Here is a 16,318-nt window from a genome sequence, read left to right on the forward strand (position 1 = left end):
TTGCCGAACGACAGCGCAGTGTCAGGAACACTGCGGGGCTCCTACCGCGTAGGCCCCGCAGAGGAACTGTTACCGCACCAGATGCAAGAACTGCATATGCCGCTCGTACTGGTCCAGGATGTCGTTGATCACCTGTTCCTTGGTGTAACCGACCAGATCGTAATCCTGGCTGCCTTCGCTCAAGTGAACTTCAGCCCGGTAGTAACGGCGGTTGTTCAATTGCTTGGAGCCCATGCCGCCACGGGCAAACGAAGGGGTGAAGAAGCCTTTCATCTGTACCTGGTAAATGAACGGTCGTTCTTCGCCGTGGCCGATTTCCAGGCTGACGGAGTCGTTTGAAGGGTCGGGTTGAGTGTCGACACTCAGGCCCTTTTCCACAAACACGGCGGTCACATCTTCGATGGCCGGGCGTACGGTCTGGTCGAGGAAGCGGTAGACCTCGTCGCGCGACGGGTAATGCACCGCCTGGCTCAGGCGCTGACGCCAGCCGCCACGCCGCGCACCGGAAGCCGGAGCCAGCGAATACAACTGGGCGATCTGGCGCTGGGACTCCATGAAGAATGCCTTGTGCAGTCCCCACATCATCAACAGCAGAATCAGCGAGAACGGCAACGAGGTCAGCACGACCGCCGACTTCAACGCATCGATGCTGCCGGAGAACAGCAACCCGCTGGTAATCACCGCCGTCGCCACGCCCCAGAAAACCCGCAGCCATTTGGGACCGTCTTCATCCGGGCCGCCGCCCTTGGCCGACAGAGTGGACAGCACCACGGTGCCCGAATCCGCCGAAGTGACGAAGAACACGAAGCTGATGAACACCGTGACGGCAATCACGGTCTTGCTCCATGGGTAGGTTTCCAGCAGCAGATACAGGGTCATCGACGGATCATCGATAGCCGACTGGCCCAGCGCGGTCATGCCATGGTTGAGCACCTGGTCGATGGCACTGTTACCGAAAATCGACATCCACGCGAGGGTGAAACCCAGCGGGATCAACAGCACGCCAAAGACAAACTCGCGGATGGTCCGGCCACGGGAAATACGCGCGATGAACAGGCCGACAAAAGGCGACCATGCAATCCACCAGGCCCAATAGAACACGGTCCAGCCACCCAGCCAGTCGTTGGGTTCGTTATAGGCGTAGACGTCGAAACTCTTGGTCGGCAGCGAGCCCAGATAATCGCCGATGTTCTGCACCAGGGTATTGAGCAGATGCTGGGTAGGACCGGCGAACAGGACGAACAGCAGCAGCGCACAAGCGAGCAGCATGTTGATATCGGACATGACCCGCACGCCCTTGTCGACGCCAGAAACGGCCACCAGGATTGCGGCGCCCATCATCAGGGTAATCAGCCCGACCTGAATCCATTGGGTATGGGACACGCCGAACAGGTAATCCAGCCCCGAGTTCAGATGCAGCACGCCAAAGCCCATGTCGGCGCCAAGGCCGAAAATGGTCGCGATGATGCCGAAGCCGTCGACCGCATAGCCAATGGGGCCGTTGATCCGCTTGCCGATCAGCGGATACAACGCCGAACGCAGGGCCAGCGGCAGGTTGTGCCGGTAAGCGAAGTACGCCAGCGCCATGCCGACAAAGGCAAATACGCCCCAACCATGCAGGCCCCAGTGCAGAAACAGCAACTGCATGGCCTGGCGCGCGGCCTCTGGGGTTCCGCTCTCGCCTTGCGGCGGTTGCAGCATGTGGGTCAGCGGTTCGGAGACACAGAAGAAGAACAGCGTAATGCTGATCCCGGCCGCGAACAGCATGCCGGCCCATGACAGATAGCTGAATTCGGGTTCGTCGTGGTCGGCACCGAGCTTGATCTTGCCGTAGCCAGACAAGGCGGTGACCACCACGAAGACCAGATACAGCGTCATTGCCAGCATGTAGTACCAGCCGACCGTATTGGCCGCCCAGTTCTGCGCTGCCAGCAACCATTCGCCGCTGGCTTGCGGAAAGGCAATTACGGTGACACCGAAGATCAGGATGACGCTCGCGGCGAAATAGAACACCGGGGCATTCATGCGGACCTGACTGTTGGGTGAAGACACGGACGTACTCATGGACGGTACGCCTCTGGATTCAGACAAAACACTCCAGGGAAAAGGGGCAACACGGGAAGGACTCCTGACATGAGCGGGCAGAAAACTACCTGCAAAAAACAAATCGCATACAGGGGGGGATGCGGGCTCAGACGAGGGTATGACGCATGAGGGCGCCGGATCGTTCCCCAGCGCCCTGTTTGAAGGGTTTCGGCAACCTACTTCTGGGTGCCGTCATCCTGTTGCAGCAGGTTGGCCTGAGTCAGGTTGCAGCCGGCCGGAACGCTGCGGGTCAGCCAGACGTTACCGCCGATGGTCGAGCCCTTGCCAATGGTGATGCGCCCCAGAATGGTCGCACCGGCATAGATCACCACGTCGTCCTCGACAATCGGATGGCGGGCATGGCCTTTCTGCAACTGGCCATCCTCGTCCGCCGGGAAGCGCTTGGCGCCCAGGGTTACCGCCTGATAGATACGCACCCGCTCACCGATGATGGCCGTTTCGCCAATCACCACGCCGGTACCGTGGTCGATAAAGAAACTCGGCCCGATCTGCGCGCCCGGGTGAATGTCGATGCCGGTGGCCGAGTGGGCGATTTCCGAACTGATCCGCGCCAGGAGCGGCAGGCCGGCCCGATACAGATGGTGCGCCAGACGGTGATGGATCACCGCCAGAATGCCCGGATAGCACAGTAGAACCTCGTCGACACTGCGCGCTGCCGGGTCGCCGTGATAGGCCGCCAGCACATCGGTATCGAGCAGCAGGCGAATCGCGGGCAAGGCGCTGGCAAATTCCTGGATCAATGCCAGGGCCCGTTCGTCGATTCCTCCGGTGGCGTCGCCCTGCTGATGCGCCACATAACGCAGCTCCAGCCGGGCCTGGGCCAGCAGCGCATTGAGCGCCACGTCCAGAGTGTGGCCGACGTAGAAATCCTCGCTTTCCTCACGCAGGTCCACCGGGCCCAGGCGCATGGGGAACAAGGCGCCACTCAGGGCTTCGAGAATATCGCGCATGGCCTCTCGGGAAGGCAGCTCCCGGCCACCATGTTCACCGCTCACCCGCCTGTTACGAGTACGCCAGTCTTCACGCGCGGTGCGCAACTGGCTGACGATCCGCTGCAACTGCCAGTGGCTGGAACGGCCTGCGGCAGGTGCTTCTGGAATATCGCTCACGCTGAACTCTCCTTGATTCAAAGAAGGCAACCCAATGATGGCGGCCACTGCGATCTCCACTCTACGGCAAACATTTGCGTGGAAAAAATAACAATTTGCGTAGGGCTTTAGCTTCTATCACATAAACCACAGTGGGTTGCCGTGCAGGGAGCGTCTGCATATAGTCCGATAACTCCCTTCTCGGCTTATCTATCACAATGATCAATAAACAGCTGGCACGCTTCAATCGCCTCGACCTGATCGACGCGCCCACCGCGCTGGAAAAGCTCGAACGCCTGTCGACCTGGGCAGGCCGCGATATCTATATCAAGCGCGATGACACCACGACCCTCGCGCTGGGTGGCAACAAGGTCCGCAAGCTCGAATACCTGGCCGCCGATGCGCTGGCCCAGGGTGCCGACACGCTGATCACCGCCGGCGCGATCCAGTCCAACCATGTCCGCCAGACCGCTGCGCTGGCCGCGCGTCTCGGCCTGGGTTGCGTCGCACTGCTGGAAAATCCGATCGGCAGCGAAGACCCCAGTTACCTGAACAACGGCAACCGCCTGCTGCTGGAACTGTTCGACGCCAAGGTCGAGCTGGTGGAAAACCTCGATAACGCCGATGAGCAACTGCAAGCCCTGGCTGCCCGTCTGCGCACCAGTGGCAAGAAACCTTATCTGGTACCGATTGGCGGCTCCAGTGCCGTGGGCGCGCTGGGTTATGTGCGGGCCGGTCTGGAACTGGCCGAGCAGATCAAGCAGACCGGGCTGGATTTTGCCGCTGTTCTGCTGGCTTCCGGCAGCGCCGGTACCCACAGCGGCCTGGCGCTGGCCCTGGCTGAGCAATTGCCCGAATTGCCAGTGATTGGCGTCACCGTTTCGCGCAGCGAAGAAGCGCAGTTGCCCAAGGTCCAAGGTCTGGCCGAGCGCACTGCCGAATTGCTCGATATCGCCCTCCCGCCGGCCTTCAAGGTGCAACTGTGGGACGAATACTTCGGCCCGCGCTATGGTGAACCGAACGCAGGTACACTCTCGGCGATCAAACTGATGGCCAGCCACGAAGGTCTGTTGCTCGATCCGGTCTACACCGGCAAGGCCATGGCCGGGTTGCTCGATGGCATCGGGCGCCAGCGCTTCAATGATGGCCCGCTGATCTTCCTGCACACCGGCGGAGCACCCGCGCTGTTCGCTTATCCGGATGTGTTTGGCAACTGACCGGACCGTGCTTTGCACAGGTTTGACCCATATGCCAAAAGAAAAACTGAAGATGCTTTTTAGTTCTTTTTGTTTATAAGAAACTCGCTTTATATTCGCGACCGCCGAAGCGCCACAGGGCGCTGAAACACGCAGATAATTCAGTCCGATTCGCTGTCGCCAGGTTCGACCTGCCTGACACTTCACACCAACAAGGGGCTCGCATGAACATTTCCGCCATTCGTCGCACGTTTCTCTTCTCGGCTCTGACGCTGGTGCTGGGCACCGGCATCGCGGGGCAAGCCATGGCCGGCGAACAACTGCAAAAGATCAAGGACAGCGGCACCCTCAATGTGGGCCTGGAAGGCACTTATCCACCTTTCAGCTTCGTGGACGAAAACGGCAAGCTCACGGGTTTTGAAGTCGAATTGTCCGAAGCTCTGGCCAGGGAACTGGGCGTCAAGGCCAAGGTACAACCGAGCAAATGGGACGGTATTCTCGCGGCCCTGGAATCAAAGCGCCTGGATGTGGTGATCAATCAGGTGACCATTTCCGACGAGCGCAAGAAGAAGTACGACTTCTCCCAGCCCTACACCATCTCCGGCCTGCAGGCGCTCACCCAGAAGAAGAATGAAGACACCATCAAGACGCCTCAGGATCTGGCAGGCAAGAAAGTCGGCGTAGGCCTGGGCACCAACTATGAGCAGTGGATCAAGGCCAATGTCCCGACAGCCATCGTCAAGACCTACGACGATGATCCGACCAAGTTCCAGGATCTGCGCGTAGGCCGTATCGACGCCATTCTGGTCGACCGCCTGGCCGCTCTGGAAATCGCAGCCAAGACCAAGAATGCCTTTGGTGTCGCGGGTGCTCCGTTCTCCCGTCAGGAATCCGGTATTGCCCTGCGCAAGGGCGAGCCTGAATTGCTCGACGCCATCAACAAGGCCCTCGACAAGCTGCGCGCCGACGGCACCCTGGCCAAGCTGTCGCAAAAGTACTTCAACGCTGATGTGACCAAATGATCGAAGAGAGCCTAAAGCTCGTAGCGGACTCTGCGCCCTTTCTCCTCAAGGGCGCGTACTACACGGTCATTCTCAGTCTGGGCGGAATGTTTTTCGGCTTGCTGCTGGGCTTCGGCCTGGCACTTATGCGCCTGTCGCGTTTCCGGCTGATAAGCTGGCCGGCACGTGTCTACGTCTCGTTCTTTCGTGGCACGCCGCTGCTTGTGCAACTGTTCGTGATCTATTACGGCCTGCCGCAACTGGGGATCGAACTGGAGCCGCTGTCTGCAGCACTGATCGGTTTCTCGTTGAACATGGCTGCCTATGCCTGTGAAATCCTGCGCGCCGCCATCGGTGCCGTGGAACGCGGGCAGTGGGAAGCAGCAGCCAGTATCGGCATGACCCGCTGGCAGGCCATGCGCCGGGCGATCCTCCCGCAAGCGGCACGCACCGCCTTGCCGCCGCTGGGCAACAGTTTCATTTCGCTGGTCAAGGACACGGCCCTGGCCGCGACCATCCAGGTACCGGAACTGTTCCGCCAGGCGCAACTGATCACCGCACGCACCTTTGAAATTTTCACCATGTACCTTGCCGCCGCCCTGATCTACTGGGTTCTTGCTTCGTTGCTTTCGCACCTGCAAAACCGTCTCGAAGCAAGGGTCAATCGGCATGATCTGGAGTCCTGAAGCATGATCGTGGTTGAAAACCTCACCAAGGAATTCAAGGGCCAGCAGGTGCTCAAGGGCATCGACCTGCGCATCGAGGCCGGCGAAGTCGTGGCAATCATCGGCCCCAGCGGCTCGGGAAAAACCACGCTGCTGCGCTGCCTGAACCTGCTGGAAACACCTACCAGCGGGACGATCAAGGTTGGCGATATCCAGATTGATGGCAACCGTACCTTGAGCCAGCAGCAGAACCTGATCCGCCAGTTGCGTCAGCAGGTCGGCTTTGTGTTCCAGAACTTCAATCTCTTTCCCCATCGCACAGCCCTGGAGAACGTGATCGAAGGCCCGGTCGTGGTCAAGAAAGTGGCACGGGAAAAAGCCGTGGCCCTGGCCCGGCAACTGCTGGCCAAGGTCGGGCTGTCGGGCAAGGAAGATGCGTATCCGCGGCGTCTGTCCGGCGGGCAGCAGCAACGGGTGGCAATTGCCCGCGCTCTGGCCATGGAACCTCAGGTGATCCTGTTCGATGAACCCACCTCGGCGCTGGACCCTGAACTGGTTGGCGAAGTGCTGACCGCCATTGGGGCACTGGCCAAGGAAAATCGCACCATGGTCATCGTCACTCACGAAATGAGCTTTGCCCGGGATGTTGCCAACCGGGTGATTTTCATCGACAAGGGCGTCATCGTTGAGCAAGGCGAAGCAAAGGCCTTGTTCGCCAATCCGCAGGAAGAACGTACCAGGCAATTTCTGGAACGCACCCGGGCCTGATCCTACAGCCTCCCCTCATGAAAGCGGCGTCCATCGGGCGCTGCTTCTGTCGGCGTTATATTCTTATACGTATTGATCGATCAAAATCCTTGGTAGGCAAACGCACTCAACCAGGGAAAAACATCGAATTGTTACCGTAGAAATTGCCAGCTTCCCACAACTATCCCTTAATTCTGGTGCCTGCACACAGACACCTGCTTTCCGCTGTGCATGAGACGAACATAAGCGGTGACCTAGCAAGAGTAGGACGATCCTTTGTTTAAAAGTAAACAGCATTGATATATGCATGTAGGAATTATCTAATTTTTCGGAACTCCTACATAACCCATCATTCGCATATTGACAGACGCTCACAAAACCCATTAGCTCACTCCGAACAACAGATCTGGCACCACCAGAAACTTGCAAGTACACATTTACAACACCCTGTAATATTTGCCACAACTCTGAACTTTAAGGTACTTATCGCCCTGCTTCTTCAGCGATTTAACCTCAAAGAAAATTGTGAACACCATAATGATCAGTTACTTGCACTTTCTGTTAACCAAGAGTATTCGGACATGACTTCCACACATTGCAACGCCGGTTCTATAAAACTTTTACCGCCCTCCATTCCCCAGGCCAGCCGCCATGGCATCGGGGTCAGGATAGCGTCCCACTTGATGGTCCATATTCATCCCTATGACGGTATGGATGAAGGCGATCTGATCGAACTGTTCTGGGATGGCTGCTACGCGGCCTCGAAGATCCTGAGCGCAGCCGACATCAACCAGACCATCACCCTGCGCGTACCGGAAAGCTTCCTGCAAAACGGCAAGGCCCGGACCTACTACCGAATGATGAAAGTGGGCGGCATGCCCGTCACCTCACCCAGCCGCAAGATATGGGTCAAGCTGGATGCACCGGGCGGTCAGTTGCTGGACCCTGTCGAGGAGGAAAACCAGGGGCTGGCGCCCTTGTCTCTACCGCCTTCGGTGGTGCGCCGCGGCTTGAGTACCCGGCATATGAACAGTGGCCTGCCGATGACTATCGAGCCCTACCTGAACATGGCCCCCCATGACGAGATCACCTTGCGCTGGGGTGACCTGCGTATGGATCTGCCACCTCTGACACAGGAAGACGTCGGTGAACCTATCGATCTGGTCGTACCTGCAACCTTGATACGTGAGGCTGGCTGCGAACAACTGGAGGCTACTTATTGCGTCATTGACCGCGTAGGAAACAATTCACTCTGGGCTCCACCACGGGAGATAAAGATCCGGACTTCAGATGAATTCGCCCGGTGACATGTCTACCTTTCTGCAACTCATGCACGCCAGCGTTACATGAATCAGAATTTCTGCTCATGGAACGCTGGTTCCTTGTTACCTGACGACTGTAATCGTTACCAGCCGCACAACTTAATACTTGCCAGAGGCGAACTTACTTATTCGCCACCCTCTATATAAATGTATACAACTACACTCCGAATACATGCCATCTTGCCTGGCTGACTGGCGAGTTTTTAAAAGATAACCCAAGAGCCCCCCTCCTTCCTGCCCAGCCAGCATTTGCCATCTATGCTTATTCCAAAATTCACGTTTTAAAATGACTGATACAAGATTAGGGTATATGCACCGGACCACCGGACATCGTGATGTTCTCTTGCTGCCATTTGGGCAGCATCCCGCTACGAGGTTCCGATGGCTTCTCTCACGATCACCCCCGTGGATAACACCAGGGCATTACCGACCACCACGACCCGGCACACCTCGGTTCAAGAGCCGGATGTTGCGCCCTTGCTATTGCCTGCCAGAGTCTTGCACAACGATGCCCAGGCGATTGCCGCCGCCCGGGAACTGGCAGACATTGCCCGCCTGAGTGCGGCCCGACGCGACCAGGAACGCAAGTTGCCCTGGGCGGAAATCGAACAGTTCACCCGCAACGGGCTGGGCAGCATCTCGATTCCCAGGGCCTATGGCGGGCCACAGGTTTCCTTCGTAACCATCGCTGAAGTGTTCAGGATTATCTCGGCCGCCGACCCGGCGCTCGGGCAGATCCCGCAGAACCAGTTCGGCATCCTGCACCTGTTGCGCGACAGCGCCACCGAGCAACAGAAAAGAACCCTGTATCAAAGCGTCCTCGACGGCTGGCGCATCGGCAATGCCGGGCCCGAGCGCGGTACGAAAAACACTCTGGAACTCAAGGCCCGGATCACTGCCGATGGCGAGCGCCTGCTCATCAATGGCCAGAAGTTTTATTCCACCGGCGCCCTGTTCGCTCACTGGGTCGCCGTCAAGGCGCTGGATGATCAGGGACGCCAGGTCATGTCCTTTGTGAAACGCGGCTCGCCGGGGCTGAGCATCGTGGATGACTGGTCGGGCTTCGGCCAGCGCACCACCGCCAGTGGCACGGTGCTGCTGGATAACGTGCCGGTGGATGCCGAGCATGTGGTCGACAACTGGCGCCTGGCGCTGACCCCGAATATTCAGGGCGCGGTGTCGCAACTGATCCAGGCTGCAATCGATGCCGGTATCGCCCGCGAAGCCATCGATGACGCCATCAGTTTTGTTCGCGAACGCTCGCGTCCGTGGGTCGACGCCAATGTCGAGCGGGCCAGCGACGATCCTTATGTCATCGCCGAAATCGGCAAGCTGAAACTTGACCTGCATGCCGCCGAAGCCTTGTTGCGCCAGGCCGCCCGGACACTCGATGAAGTCGACGCCGCGCCCATCGATGAAGACTCCGCAGCGCGGGCCTCGATTGCCGTGGCGCGAGCCAAGGTGCTGACCACGGAAATCTCGTTGCTGGCCAGTGAAAAGCTGTTCGAGCTGGCCGGCAGTCGCGCCACCCTGGCGGAGTTCAACCTTGACCGGCACTGGCGCAACGCCCGCGTACACACCCTGCATGATCCGGTGCGCTGGAAGTACTACGCCGTCGGCGCCTGGCACCTGAATGGCAGCCTGCCTGCGCGCCACTCCTGGATTTGAACCAGACCACTGGAGAACTTCGTATGAGCCTTTCTTCATCCACGGCCTTGATCGGCAGTGACGCACAGGCCCTGCACGTGGCCAGCGAACTGGCCCGGGCCTTGAGCCACGACAGCGCCGTGCGCGACCGTGAACGCCGGCTGCCGAACCCGGAACTCGAACTGTTCAGCCACTCAGGACTGTGGGGCATCAGCGTCCCCAAGGCCTTCGGCGGCGCTGGCGTATCGAATGTAACCCTGGCAAAAGTCGTGCAGATCATCGCCCAGGCCGATGGCTCGCTGGGGCAGATTCCGCAAAACCATTTCTATGCACTTGAAGTGCTGCGCGTGAATGGCAACCCGCAACAGCAGGCACGCCTGTATGCCGAAGTACTGGCTGGCAGACGCTTCGGCAATGCACTGGCCGAACTGGGCACGAAAACCGCAAACGACCGCACCACGCGCCTGCAGCGTGAAGGCGACGGCTACCGCATCAACGGTCGCAAGTTCTACGCCACAGGTGCGCTCTATGCGCAGCGGATTCCGACCTCGGTCATCGACGAACAAGGCATTCAGCATCTGGCCTTCGTCCCGCATGACAGCGTCGGCCTGAACGTGATCGACGACTGGAGCGGCTTTGGCCAGCGCACCACGGGCAGCGGCTCGGTGCAGTTCGACAACGTGTATATCGATGCCGAGGATGTGCTTCCATTCCAGAGCGCGTTCGAGCGCCCCACCACCGTCGGGCCGCTGGCGCAGATTCTCCACGCGGCCATCGACACCGGTATTGCCCGCGCAGCCTTCGAGGACGCTCTGGTATTCGTGCGCACTCGCACTCGACCATGGATCGATTCAGGCATCGAAAAAGCTGTGGACGACCCCCTGACCCTGCACAGCTTCGGCAAGCTCGGGATTCGTCTGCATGCCGCCGAAGCCCTGCTTGAACGGGCTGGCGAATACCTCGACATTGCCCAGGCCGACAGCAACGATCAGACCCTGGCGGCGGCTTCCATTGCGGTTGCCGAGGCTCGGGCCATCAGTACCGAAATTTCCCTGGAAGCGGGCAGCAGGCTGTTTGAACTGGCAGGCAGTCAGTCGACGCTGGCCGAGCATGGCCTGGACCGGCACTGGCGCAATGCCCGCGTGCACACCCTGCACGATCCGGTGCGCTGGAAGTACAACGCCATCGGCAACTACTACCTCAACGACATCAACCCTCCACGTCGAGGGACCATCTGATGGCGCGCAAGAAGATCCTGCTCAATGCGTTCAACATGAACTGCATCGGCCATATCAACCATGGCCTGTGGACCCATCCACGCGATAACTCCACCCAGTACAAGACCATCGAATACTGGACCGAACTGGCGCAACTGCTGGAGCGTGGTCTGTTCGACGGGTTGTTCATTGCCGATATCGTTGGCGTGTACGACGTGTATCAGAACTCGGTGGACGTGCCACTCAAGGAGTCGATCCAGCTACCGGTCAATGACCCGTTGCTGCTGGTGTCGGCCATGGCCGCAGTGACCCGCAACCTGGGCTTCGGCCTCACCGCCAACCTGACCTATGAAGCGCCCTATCTGTTTGCCCGGCGCATGTCGACGCTCGATCACCTGAGCCGTGGCCGGGTGGGCTGGAATATCGTCACCGGCTACCTCGACAGCGCGGCCAGGGCCATGGGCCTGAACCAGCAGGTCGAGCATGACCGGCGCTACGATCAGGCCGACGAATATCTGGAGGTGCTGTACAAGCTCTGGGAAGGCAGTTGGGAGAACGACGCGGTCATCAATGACCGTGAACAGCGCATCTATGCCCGGCCTGAAAAGGTCCACAAGGTCCGCCACAAGGGCGAGTTCTATCAGGTCGAGGGCTATCACCTGTGTGAACCCTCGCCGCAACGCACACCCGTGCTGTTTCAGGCCGGCAGTTCGGAGCGTGGCCTGCAGTTCGCCGGGCAGAATGCCGAGTGCGTGTTCATCAGCGGCCAGAACAAGGCCGCAACCCGTGAGCAGGTCGACAAGGTCCGCGCCAGCGCTATACAGGCTGGCCGCAATCCGGACGACATCAAACTGTTCATGGGTCTCAATGTGATCGTCGGAGCCACTGAGGCGATTGCCCGGGACAAACACGCCGAATACCGCCGCTATGCCAGCGCCGAAGCCGGCGTTGCGCATTTCGCGGCCTCCACTGGCATCGACTTCGCCGAGTACGCGCTGGATGAGCCGATCCAGTACGTGAAAAGCAACGCCATCCAGTCGGCGACGAAAAACCTCAAGAACAACGACTGGACCCGCCAGCGTCTGCTCGACCAGCACGCCCTGGGCGGGCGCTACATCACCCTGGTCGGTTCGCCTGAACAGGTGGCGGACGAGCTGGAATCCTGGATCGAGGAAACCGGCCTGGACGGCTTCAACCTGACCCGCACCGTCACCCCGGAAAGCTATGAAGACTTCATTGATCTGGTGATTCCCGAACTGCAACGCCGGGGCTCGTACAAGACCGCTTATGCGGACGGCAGCCTGCGCCAGAAGCTGTTTCCCCAGGGCAGCGCGCATCTGCCGGATAACCATGCGGGATCAGGCTATCGGGCGAGTCGCGGGATTCCAGACAAGCACACAGCCATAAACGACTTATAACCTGATGGACCACACCATGAAAAAACCCTTTATCGCCCTGGCCCTGAGCCTGCTGAGCATCACCGCCCACGCCGCTGATGCGCCCTTGAAGGTCGGCACCACGGCAGCCTTTGCCATTCCGCTGGAAGCCGCCGTCGAAGAGGCCGCCAAGCAAGGCCTGAAGGTCGAGCTGGTGGAATTCACCGACTGGATCGCGCCCAACGTCACGCTGGCGGCGGGCGATATCGATGTGAACTACTTCCAGCACATCCCGTTCCTGACCAACGCCAACGAGGCTGCCGGTTATAACCTGGTGTCCTATGCACCGGGGATCATCAATAACGTCGGGTTGTACTCGAAGAAGTACAAAAGCTTCGAGGAACTGCCCAATGGTGCCACGGTGGCCATTGCCAACGACCCGATCAACAGCGGCCGCGGCCTGCAACTGCTGGCCAAGGCGGGCCTGATCACCCTCAAGCAAGGCGTGGGCTACAAGGCCACTGAGGAAGACATCACCGCCAACCCGAAGAAGCTCAAGATCATCCAGGTCGAGGCCGTGCAACTGGTGCGCGCCTACGACGATGCCGATCTGGTCCAGGGTTATCCGGCCTACATTCGCCTGGCCAAGACCTTCCCGGCCGACTCGGCCATCCTCTTCGATGGGATGGATCATCCGGAATACGTGATTCAGTTCGTGATCAAGCCTGAGCGCAAGGACGACCCGCGCCTGGCCAGATTCGTCGATATCTATCAGCACTCGCCAGTGGTCCGCGCTTCGCTGGACAAGGTCAACGGCAAGCTCTACCAGCCGGGCTGGAAGGAATGACATGAACGCACTTGCGCAACGGCAACAGCCGACCGCCCCGGAAGCGTCCGCACCTTCAGCCAGCCAGACCGAGCTGCATCCGGACCTGAACCACGCCCACGTACGCTTCATCAATCTGGGCAAGACTTACCACGGCCAGCAAGGCCCGGTACAGGCCCTGAGCAATATCGAACTGGCGATCCAGCGCGGCGAGATCTTCGGCATCATCGGCCGCAGCGGCGCTGGCAAGTCATCGCTGATCCGCACCATCAACCGCCTGGAACAACCCAGCAGTGGCCGGGTGTTGATCGATCAGGTGGACATCGGCGCCTTCAATGAAGACCAACTGGTGGATCTGCGCCGCCGCATCGGCATGATCTTCCAGCACTTCAATCTGATGTCGGCCAAGACCGTCTGGCAGAACGTCGAACTGCCACTCAAGGTCGCCGGCGTTGCCAAACAGCAGCGCCAGCGCAAGGTCACCGAACTGCTGGAACTGGTGGGGTTGCAGGACAAGCACAGGGCCTATCCGGCGCAATTGTCGGGCGGGCAGAAACAGCGTGTCGGGATTGCCCGGGCACTGGTGCACGACCCTGCAATTCTGCTGTGCGACGAAGCCACCTCGGCGCTGGACCCGGAAACCACCCAGTCGATCCTTGGCCTGCTGCGCGAAATCAACCAGCGCCTGGGCCTGACCATCGTGCTGATCACCCATGAAATGGCGGTGATCCGCGATATCTGCAACCGCGTGGTGGTGCTCGAAAAGGGCCAGGTGGTGGAGCAAGGCCCGGTCTGGCAAGTCTTCGGCAACCCGCAGCATGAGGTGAGCAAAACCCTGCTCGCGCCGTTGCAAATCGGCCTGCCAAAAGCCTTGCTGGAACGGTTGACCGCCCAGCCGGAACATCCCGACTCAGCACTGCTGCTGGACCTGAGCTTTACCGGCGCCAGCGCCGAGGAGCCGGATCTGGCCGCGTTGTTCGCGAGCCTCGGTGGTCAGATGAAGTTATTGCAGGGCGGCGTGGAGCGCATTCAGGAGCGGGCCGTCGGGCATCTGATCCTGTCGATTGCCCACTCGCCACACACCCGGGACGAATTACTGGCCCGCGCGCGTCAGCACGCGCCTCAGGCGGAGGTACTGGGTTATGTGGACTGATCGTTTGCTGCAAGGCGTGATCGATACCTTTCTGATGGTCGGCGTGTCTTCCTTCGTGGCCCTGTTGCTGGGCATTCCGATGGCGGTGATTCTGGTCACCAGTTCCAGAGGCGGCATCTATGAAGCACCGGCACTGAACCGGATCCTCGGCGCGTTCGTTAACCTGTTCCGCTCGATCCCGTTCCTGATCCTGATGGTCGCGCTGATCCCCTTCACCCGTCTGATCGTCGGCACCAGTTATGGCGTCTGGGCGGCCGTGGTGCCGCTGACCATCGCTGCCACGCCGTTCTTTGCGCGGATTGCCGAAGTCAGCCTGCGTGAAGTCGACCATGGCCTGATCGAAGCGGCCCAGGCCATGGGCTGTCGGCGCTGGCATATCGTCTGGCATGTGCTGCTGCCCGAAGCGCTGCCGGGCATCGTCGGCGGTTTCACGATTACTCTGGTGACGATGATCAATTCTTCGGCCATGGCCGGCGCCATCGGTGCCGGTGGGCTGGGCGACATCGCCTATCGCTACGGTTATCAGCGCTTCGACACCCAGATCATGCTGACCGTGATCGTGTTGCTGGTGGTACTGGTAGCGGCCATCCAGCTCGGTGGCGACCGGCTGGCGCGGGTCCTGAACAAGCGCTGAGCCATTGCGTCAGGCCGGGCGGGAGGTATATTGGCCGTTCCTCCTGCCCGGACAGCCGTTTGCCATGAAGCTCGACGCCCAAGACCTCGCCCTGATCACCGCCACCACTGTCGGTCATTACAACCAGGTAGCCGACGACTTTCGCGAAGGCACTCGCGACCACGACGTCAGCCAGAACATCGCCGCGCTGTTGCGCCATATCGAAGGCGCTGCACCCTGGCAGATTCTGGATTTCGGCTGCGGGCCGGGTCGCGATCTGAAGACCTTCAGCGCCATGGGCCACATAGCGGTTGGCCTCGATGGCAGCGAACAGTTTGCCCGTATGGCCCGCGCCGACAGCGGCTGTGAAGTGCTGCAGCAGAACTTCCTGGAACTGGATCTGCCTGCCGAACGCTTCGACGGCATCTTCGCCAATGCAGTGCTGTTTCATGTGCCCAGACAGGAACTGCCCAGAGTCCTGCGCCAGTTGCACGCCACGCTCAAACCAGGCGGCGTGCTGTTCAGTTCCAACCCGCGAGGCCAGAACCAGGAAGGCTGGAAAGGCGAGCGTTATGGCTCCTATCACGACGTGGGGTCATGGCGCGAACTGCTGACGGAAGCAGGTTTCAGCGAGCTGGAACACTACTACCGGCCAGACGGCTTGCCACGTGAGCAACAGCCATGGCTGGCGAGTGTCTGGCGCCGTTCCTGAGTGCTGCTCAAAGACCATCCATCGACTTGACGAAAACCTTCGATTCCTATTGCGTGCCTTGCGTAACTGGCATTTTTGCCAGTACCGGCGCAGCAGTAAAGCGCTCAGGATGGGCCTACGAAAAGGTATTCGTGGACCCCGAACGTTAATCGATCAAGGATGTGATCATGGCAACGCAATATATTCAGAACGGCAATTTCAGTGACGGTTTCGAGTACTGGAAAGCAGCAGCGGGTTTTACCCCCGACTTCGAGCGCTACGGCACAGGACAAAGCATTCTGCTTCCGGTGGCAACGGTTATCAGCCAGTCCTTGCCGGACCTGCCGGGCAAGACCCTGCGTATCGAATTCGATGCACGCAGCGTCGATGCAAACGTCGACGAAGCCATATTTGTGGCCAGCGTGGGAGGCTTCAACGCTGAAGGCTCCGCGCAGGTATCGCCGGTCAGCGGCATCGCGACCCCGGACTGGCAACGCTTCTCGGTAAACATGTATTTCCTGGAAGACCTGAGCTACTGCTTCCTGAACGTATCCACACCCCGCCCCGCCACTTCTGAAAGCACTTCGGCCAAAGCCCCCGCAATGGGACCAGTCAGGTTCGGCAACTTCAGCCTGAATGATGCCCAGTAGCCTGTAGGAGCGGATTCATC

General features: G+C 59.7%; 15 protein-coding genes. 13 read left to right on the forward strand and 2 right to left on the reverse strand.

Features of this window, described 5'->3' with window-relative positions; all coding sequences use genetic code 11:
• Positions 1–69 precede the first annotated feature (69 nt).
• Together betT and epsC are read right to left on the reverse strand one after the other, a co-directional pair.
• Positions 70–2,064, reverse strand: a complete 1,995-nt coding sequence (gene betT / locus ALQ04_RS20950; protein WP_122317648.1) for a choline transporter BetT — start codon at positions 2,062–2,064, stop codon at positions 70–72.
• A 197-nt stretch (positions 2,065–2,261) separates the two neighbouring features.
• Entirely contained in the window at positions 2,262–3,215 is a 954-nt protein-coding gene (epsC, locus tag ALQ04_RS20955) for a serine O-acetyltransferase EpsC (protein WP_122317649.1), read from the reverse strand.
• Positions 3,216–3,412: 197 nt separating this feature from the next.
• Here epsC and ALQ04_RS20960 point away from each other — a divergent pair, with 197 nt between their 5' ends.
• The 13 genes from ALQ04_RS20960 (at position 3,413) to ALQ04_RS21020 (ending at position 16,298) form a co-directional block, all read left to right on the forward strand.
• Positions 3,413–4,411, forward strand: a complete 999-nt coding sequence (locus tag ALQ04_RS20960; RefSeq protein ID WP_122317650.1) for a D-cysteine desulfhydrase — start codon at positions 3,413–3,415, stop codon at positions 4,409–4,411.
• A gap of 203 nt (positions 4,412–4,614) precedes the next feature.
• Positions 4,615–5,412 (forward strand): cystine ABC transporter substrate-binding protein, encoded by a 798-nt coding sequence (tcyJ, locus tag ALQ04_RS20965; RefSeq protein WP_122317651.1) that lies wholly within the window; start codon positions 4,615–4,617, stop codon positions 5,410–5,412.
• A complete protein-coding gene (tcyL, locus tag ALQ04_RS20970; RefSeq protein WP_122317652.1) occupies positions 5,409–6,077 on the forward strand; it encodes a cystine ABC transporter permease in 669 nt (222 codons plus the stop codon). The genes tcyJ and tcyL overlap by 4 nt, the downstream gene beginning before the upstream one ends.
• A gap of 3 nt (positions 6,078–6,080) precedes the next feature.
• Positions 6,081–6,824 (forward strand): L-cystine ABC transporter ATP-binding protein TcyN, encoded by a 744-nt coding sequence (tcyN, locus tag ALQ04_RS20975; protein ID WP_122317653.1) that lies wholly within the window; start codon positions 6,081–6,083, stop codon positions 6,822–6,824.
• Positions 6,825–7,384: 560 nt separating this feature from the next.
• Positions 7,385–8,110 (forward strand): hypothetical protein, encoded by a 726-nt coding sequence (locus ALQ04_RS20980; RefSeq protein WP_122317654.1) that lies wholly within the window; start codon positions 7,385–7,387, stop codon positions 8,108–8,110.
• Positions 8,111–8,506: 396 nt separating this feature from the next.
• Positions 8,507–9,793, forward strand: a complete 1,287-nt coding sequence (locus ALQ04_RS20985; RefSeq protein WP_122317655.1) for an SfnB family sulfur acquisition oxidoreductase — start codon at positions 8,507–8,509, stop codon at positions 9,791–9,793.
• A 23-nt stretch (positions 9,794–9,816) separates the two neighbouring features.
• Entirely contained in the window at positions 9,817–11,010 is a 1,194-nt protein-coding gene (locus ALQ04_RS20990; protein ID WP_122317656.1) for an SfnB family sulfur acquisition oxidoreductase, read from the forward strand.
• A complete protein-coding gene (locus ALQ04_RS20995) occupies positions 11,010–12,407 on the forward strand; it encodes an LLM class flavin-dependent oxidoreductase (protein WP_122317657.1) in 1,398 nt (465 codons plus the stop codon). Before ALQ04_RS20990 ends, ALQ04_RS20995 begins: the two co-directional genes overlap by 1 nt.
• 16 nt (positions 12,408–12,423) lie before the next feature.
• Positions 12,424–13,212, forward strand: coding sequence for a MetQ/NlpA family ABC transporter substrate-binding protein (locus tag ALQ04_RS21000; protein WP_122317658.1), 789 nt, complete (start codon positions 12,424–12,426; stop codon positions 13,210–13,212).
• Position 13,213: 1 nt separating this feature from the next.
• Entirely contained in the window at positions 13,214–14,344 is a 1,131-nt protein-coding gene (locus tag ALQ04_RS21005; RefSeq protein WP_122317659.1) for a methionine ABC transporter ATP-binding protein, read from the forward strand.
• Entirely contained in the window at positions 14,334–14,978 is a 645-nt protein-coding gene (locus ALQ04_RS21010; RefSeq protein ID WP_122317660.1) for a methionine ABC transporter permease, read from the forward strand. Before ALQ04_RS21005 ends, ALQ04_RS21010 begins: the two co-directional genes overlap by 11 nt.
• Before the next feature lie 64 nt (positions 14,979–15,042).
• Positions 15,043–15,669: a bifunctional 2-polyprenyl-6-hydroxyphenol methylase/3-demethylubiquinol 3-O-methyltransferase UbiG gene (locus ALQ04_RS21015; protein ID WP_122317661.1), complete on the forward strand. Its 627-nt coding sequence runs from the start codon at positions 15,043–15,045 to the stop codon at positions 15,667–15,669.
• Between the two features lie 167 nt (positions 15,670–15,836).
• Positions 15,837–16,298 carry a hypothetical protein gene (locus tag ALQ04_RS21020; protein ID WP_122317662.1) on the forward strand — a complete coding sequence of 154 codons (462 nt, stop codon included), beginning with the start codon at positions 15,837–15,839 and terminating at the stop codon, positions 16,296–16,298.
• Positions 16,299–16,318: the final 20 nt, after the last annotated feature.

This window comes from Pseudomonas cichorii (genome assembly GCF_003700275.1).
Classification (GTDB): Bacteria; Pseudomonadota; Gammaproteobacteria; order Pseudomonadales; family Pseudomonadaceae; genus Aquipseudomonas; species Aquipseudomonas cichorii_B.

Excerpts from the sequence above, each read along its gene's own strand:
- ALQ04_RS20960 (WP_122317650.1), top strand. The coding sequence starts at position 3,413 with ATGATCAATAAACAGCTGGCACGCTTCAATCGCCTCGACCTGATCGAC.
- ALQ04_RS20985 (WP_122317655.1), top strand. The coding sequence starts at position 8,507 with ATGGCTTCTCTCACGATCACCCCCGTGGATAACACCAGGGCATTACCG.
- betT (WP_122317648.1), bottom strand. The coding sequence starts at position 2,064 with ATGAGTACGTCCGTGTCTTCACCCAACAGTCAGGTCCGCATGAATGCC.
- tcyJ (WP_122317651.1), top strand. The coding sequence starts at position 4,615 with ATGAACATTTCCGCCATTCGTCGCACGTTTCTCTTCTCGGCTCTGACG.
- tcyL (WP_122317652.1), top strand. The coding sequence starts at position 5,409 with ATGATCGAAGAGAGCCTAAAGCTCGTAGCGGACTCTGCGCCCTTTCTC.
- ALQ04_RS21015 (WP_122317661.1), top strand. The coding sequence starts at position 15,043 with ATGAAGCTCGACGCCCAAGACCTCGCCCTGATCACCGCCACCACTGTC.
- ALQ04_RS21020 (WP_122317662.1), top strand. The coding sequence starts at position 15,837 with ATGGCAACGCAATATATTCAGAACGGCAATTTCAGTGACGGTTTCGAG.
- ALQ04_RS21000 (WP_122317658.1), top strand. The coding sequence starts at position 12,424 with ATGAAAAAACCCTTTATCGCCCTGGCCCTGAGCCTGCTGAGCATCACC.
- ALQ04_RS20990 (WP_122317656.1), top strand. The coding sequence starts at position 9,817 with ATGAGCCTTTCTTCATCCACGGCCTTGATCGGCAGTGACGCACAGGCC.
- ALQ04_RS20995 (WP_122317657.1), top strand. The coding sequence starts at position 11,010 with ATGGCGCGCAAGAAGATCCTGCTCAATGCGTTCAACATGAACTGCATC.
- ALQ04_RS21010 (WP_122317660.1), top strand. The coding sequence starts at position 14,334 with ATGTGGACTGATCGTTTGCTGCAAGGCGTGATCGATACCTTTCTGATG.
- ALQ04_RS21005 (WP_122317659.1), top strand. The coding sequence starts at position 13,214 with ATGAACGCACTTGCGCAACGGCAACAGCCGACCGCCCCGGAAGCGTCC.
- tcyN (WP_122317653.1), top strand. The coding sequence starts at position 6,081 with ATGATCGTGGTTGAAAACCTCACCAAGGAATTCAAGGGCCAGCAGGTG.
- ALQ04_RS20980 (WP_122317654.1), top strand. The coding sequence starts at position 7,385 with ATGACTTCCACACATTGCAACGCCGGTTCTATAAAACTTTTACCGCCC.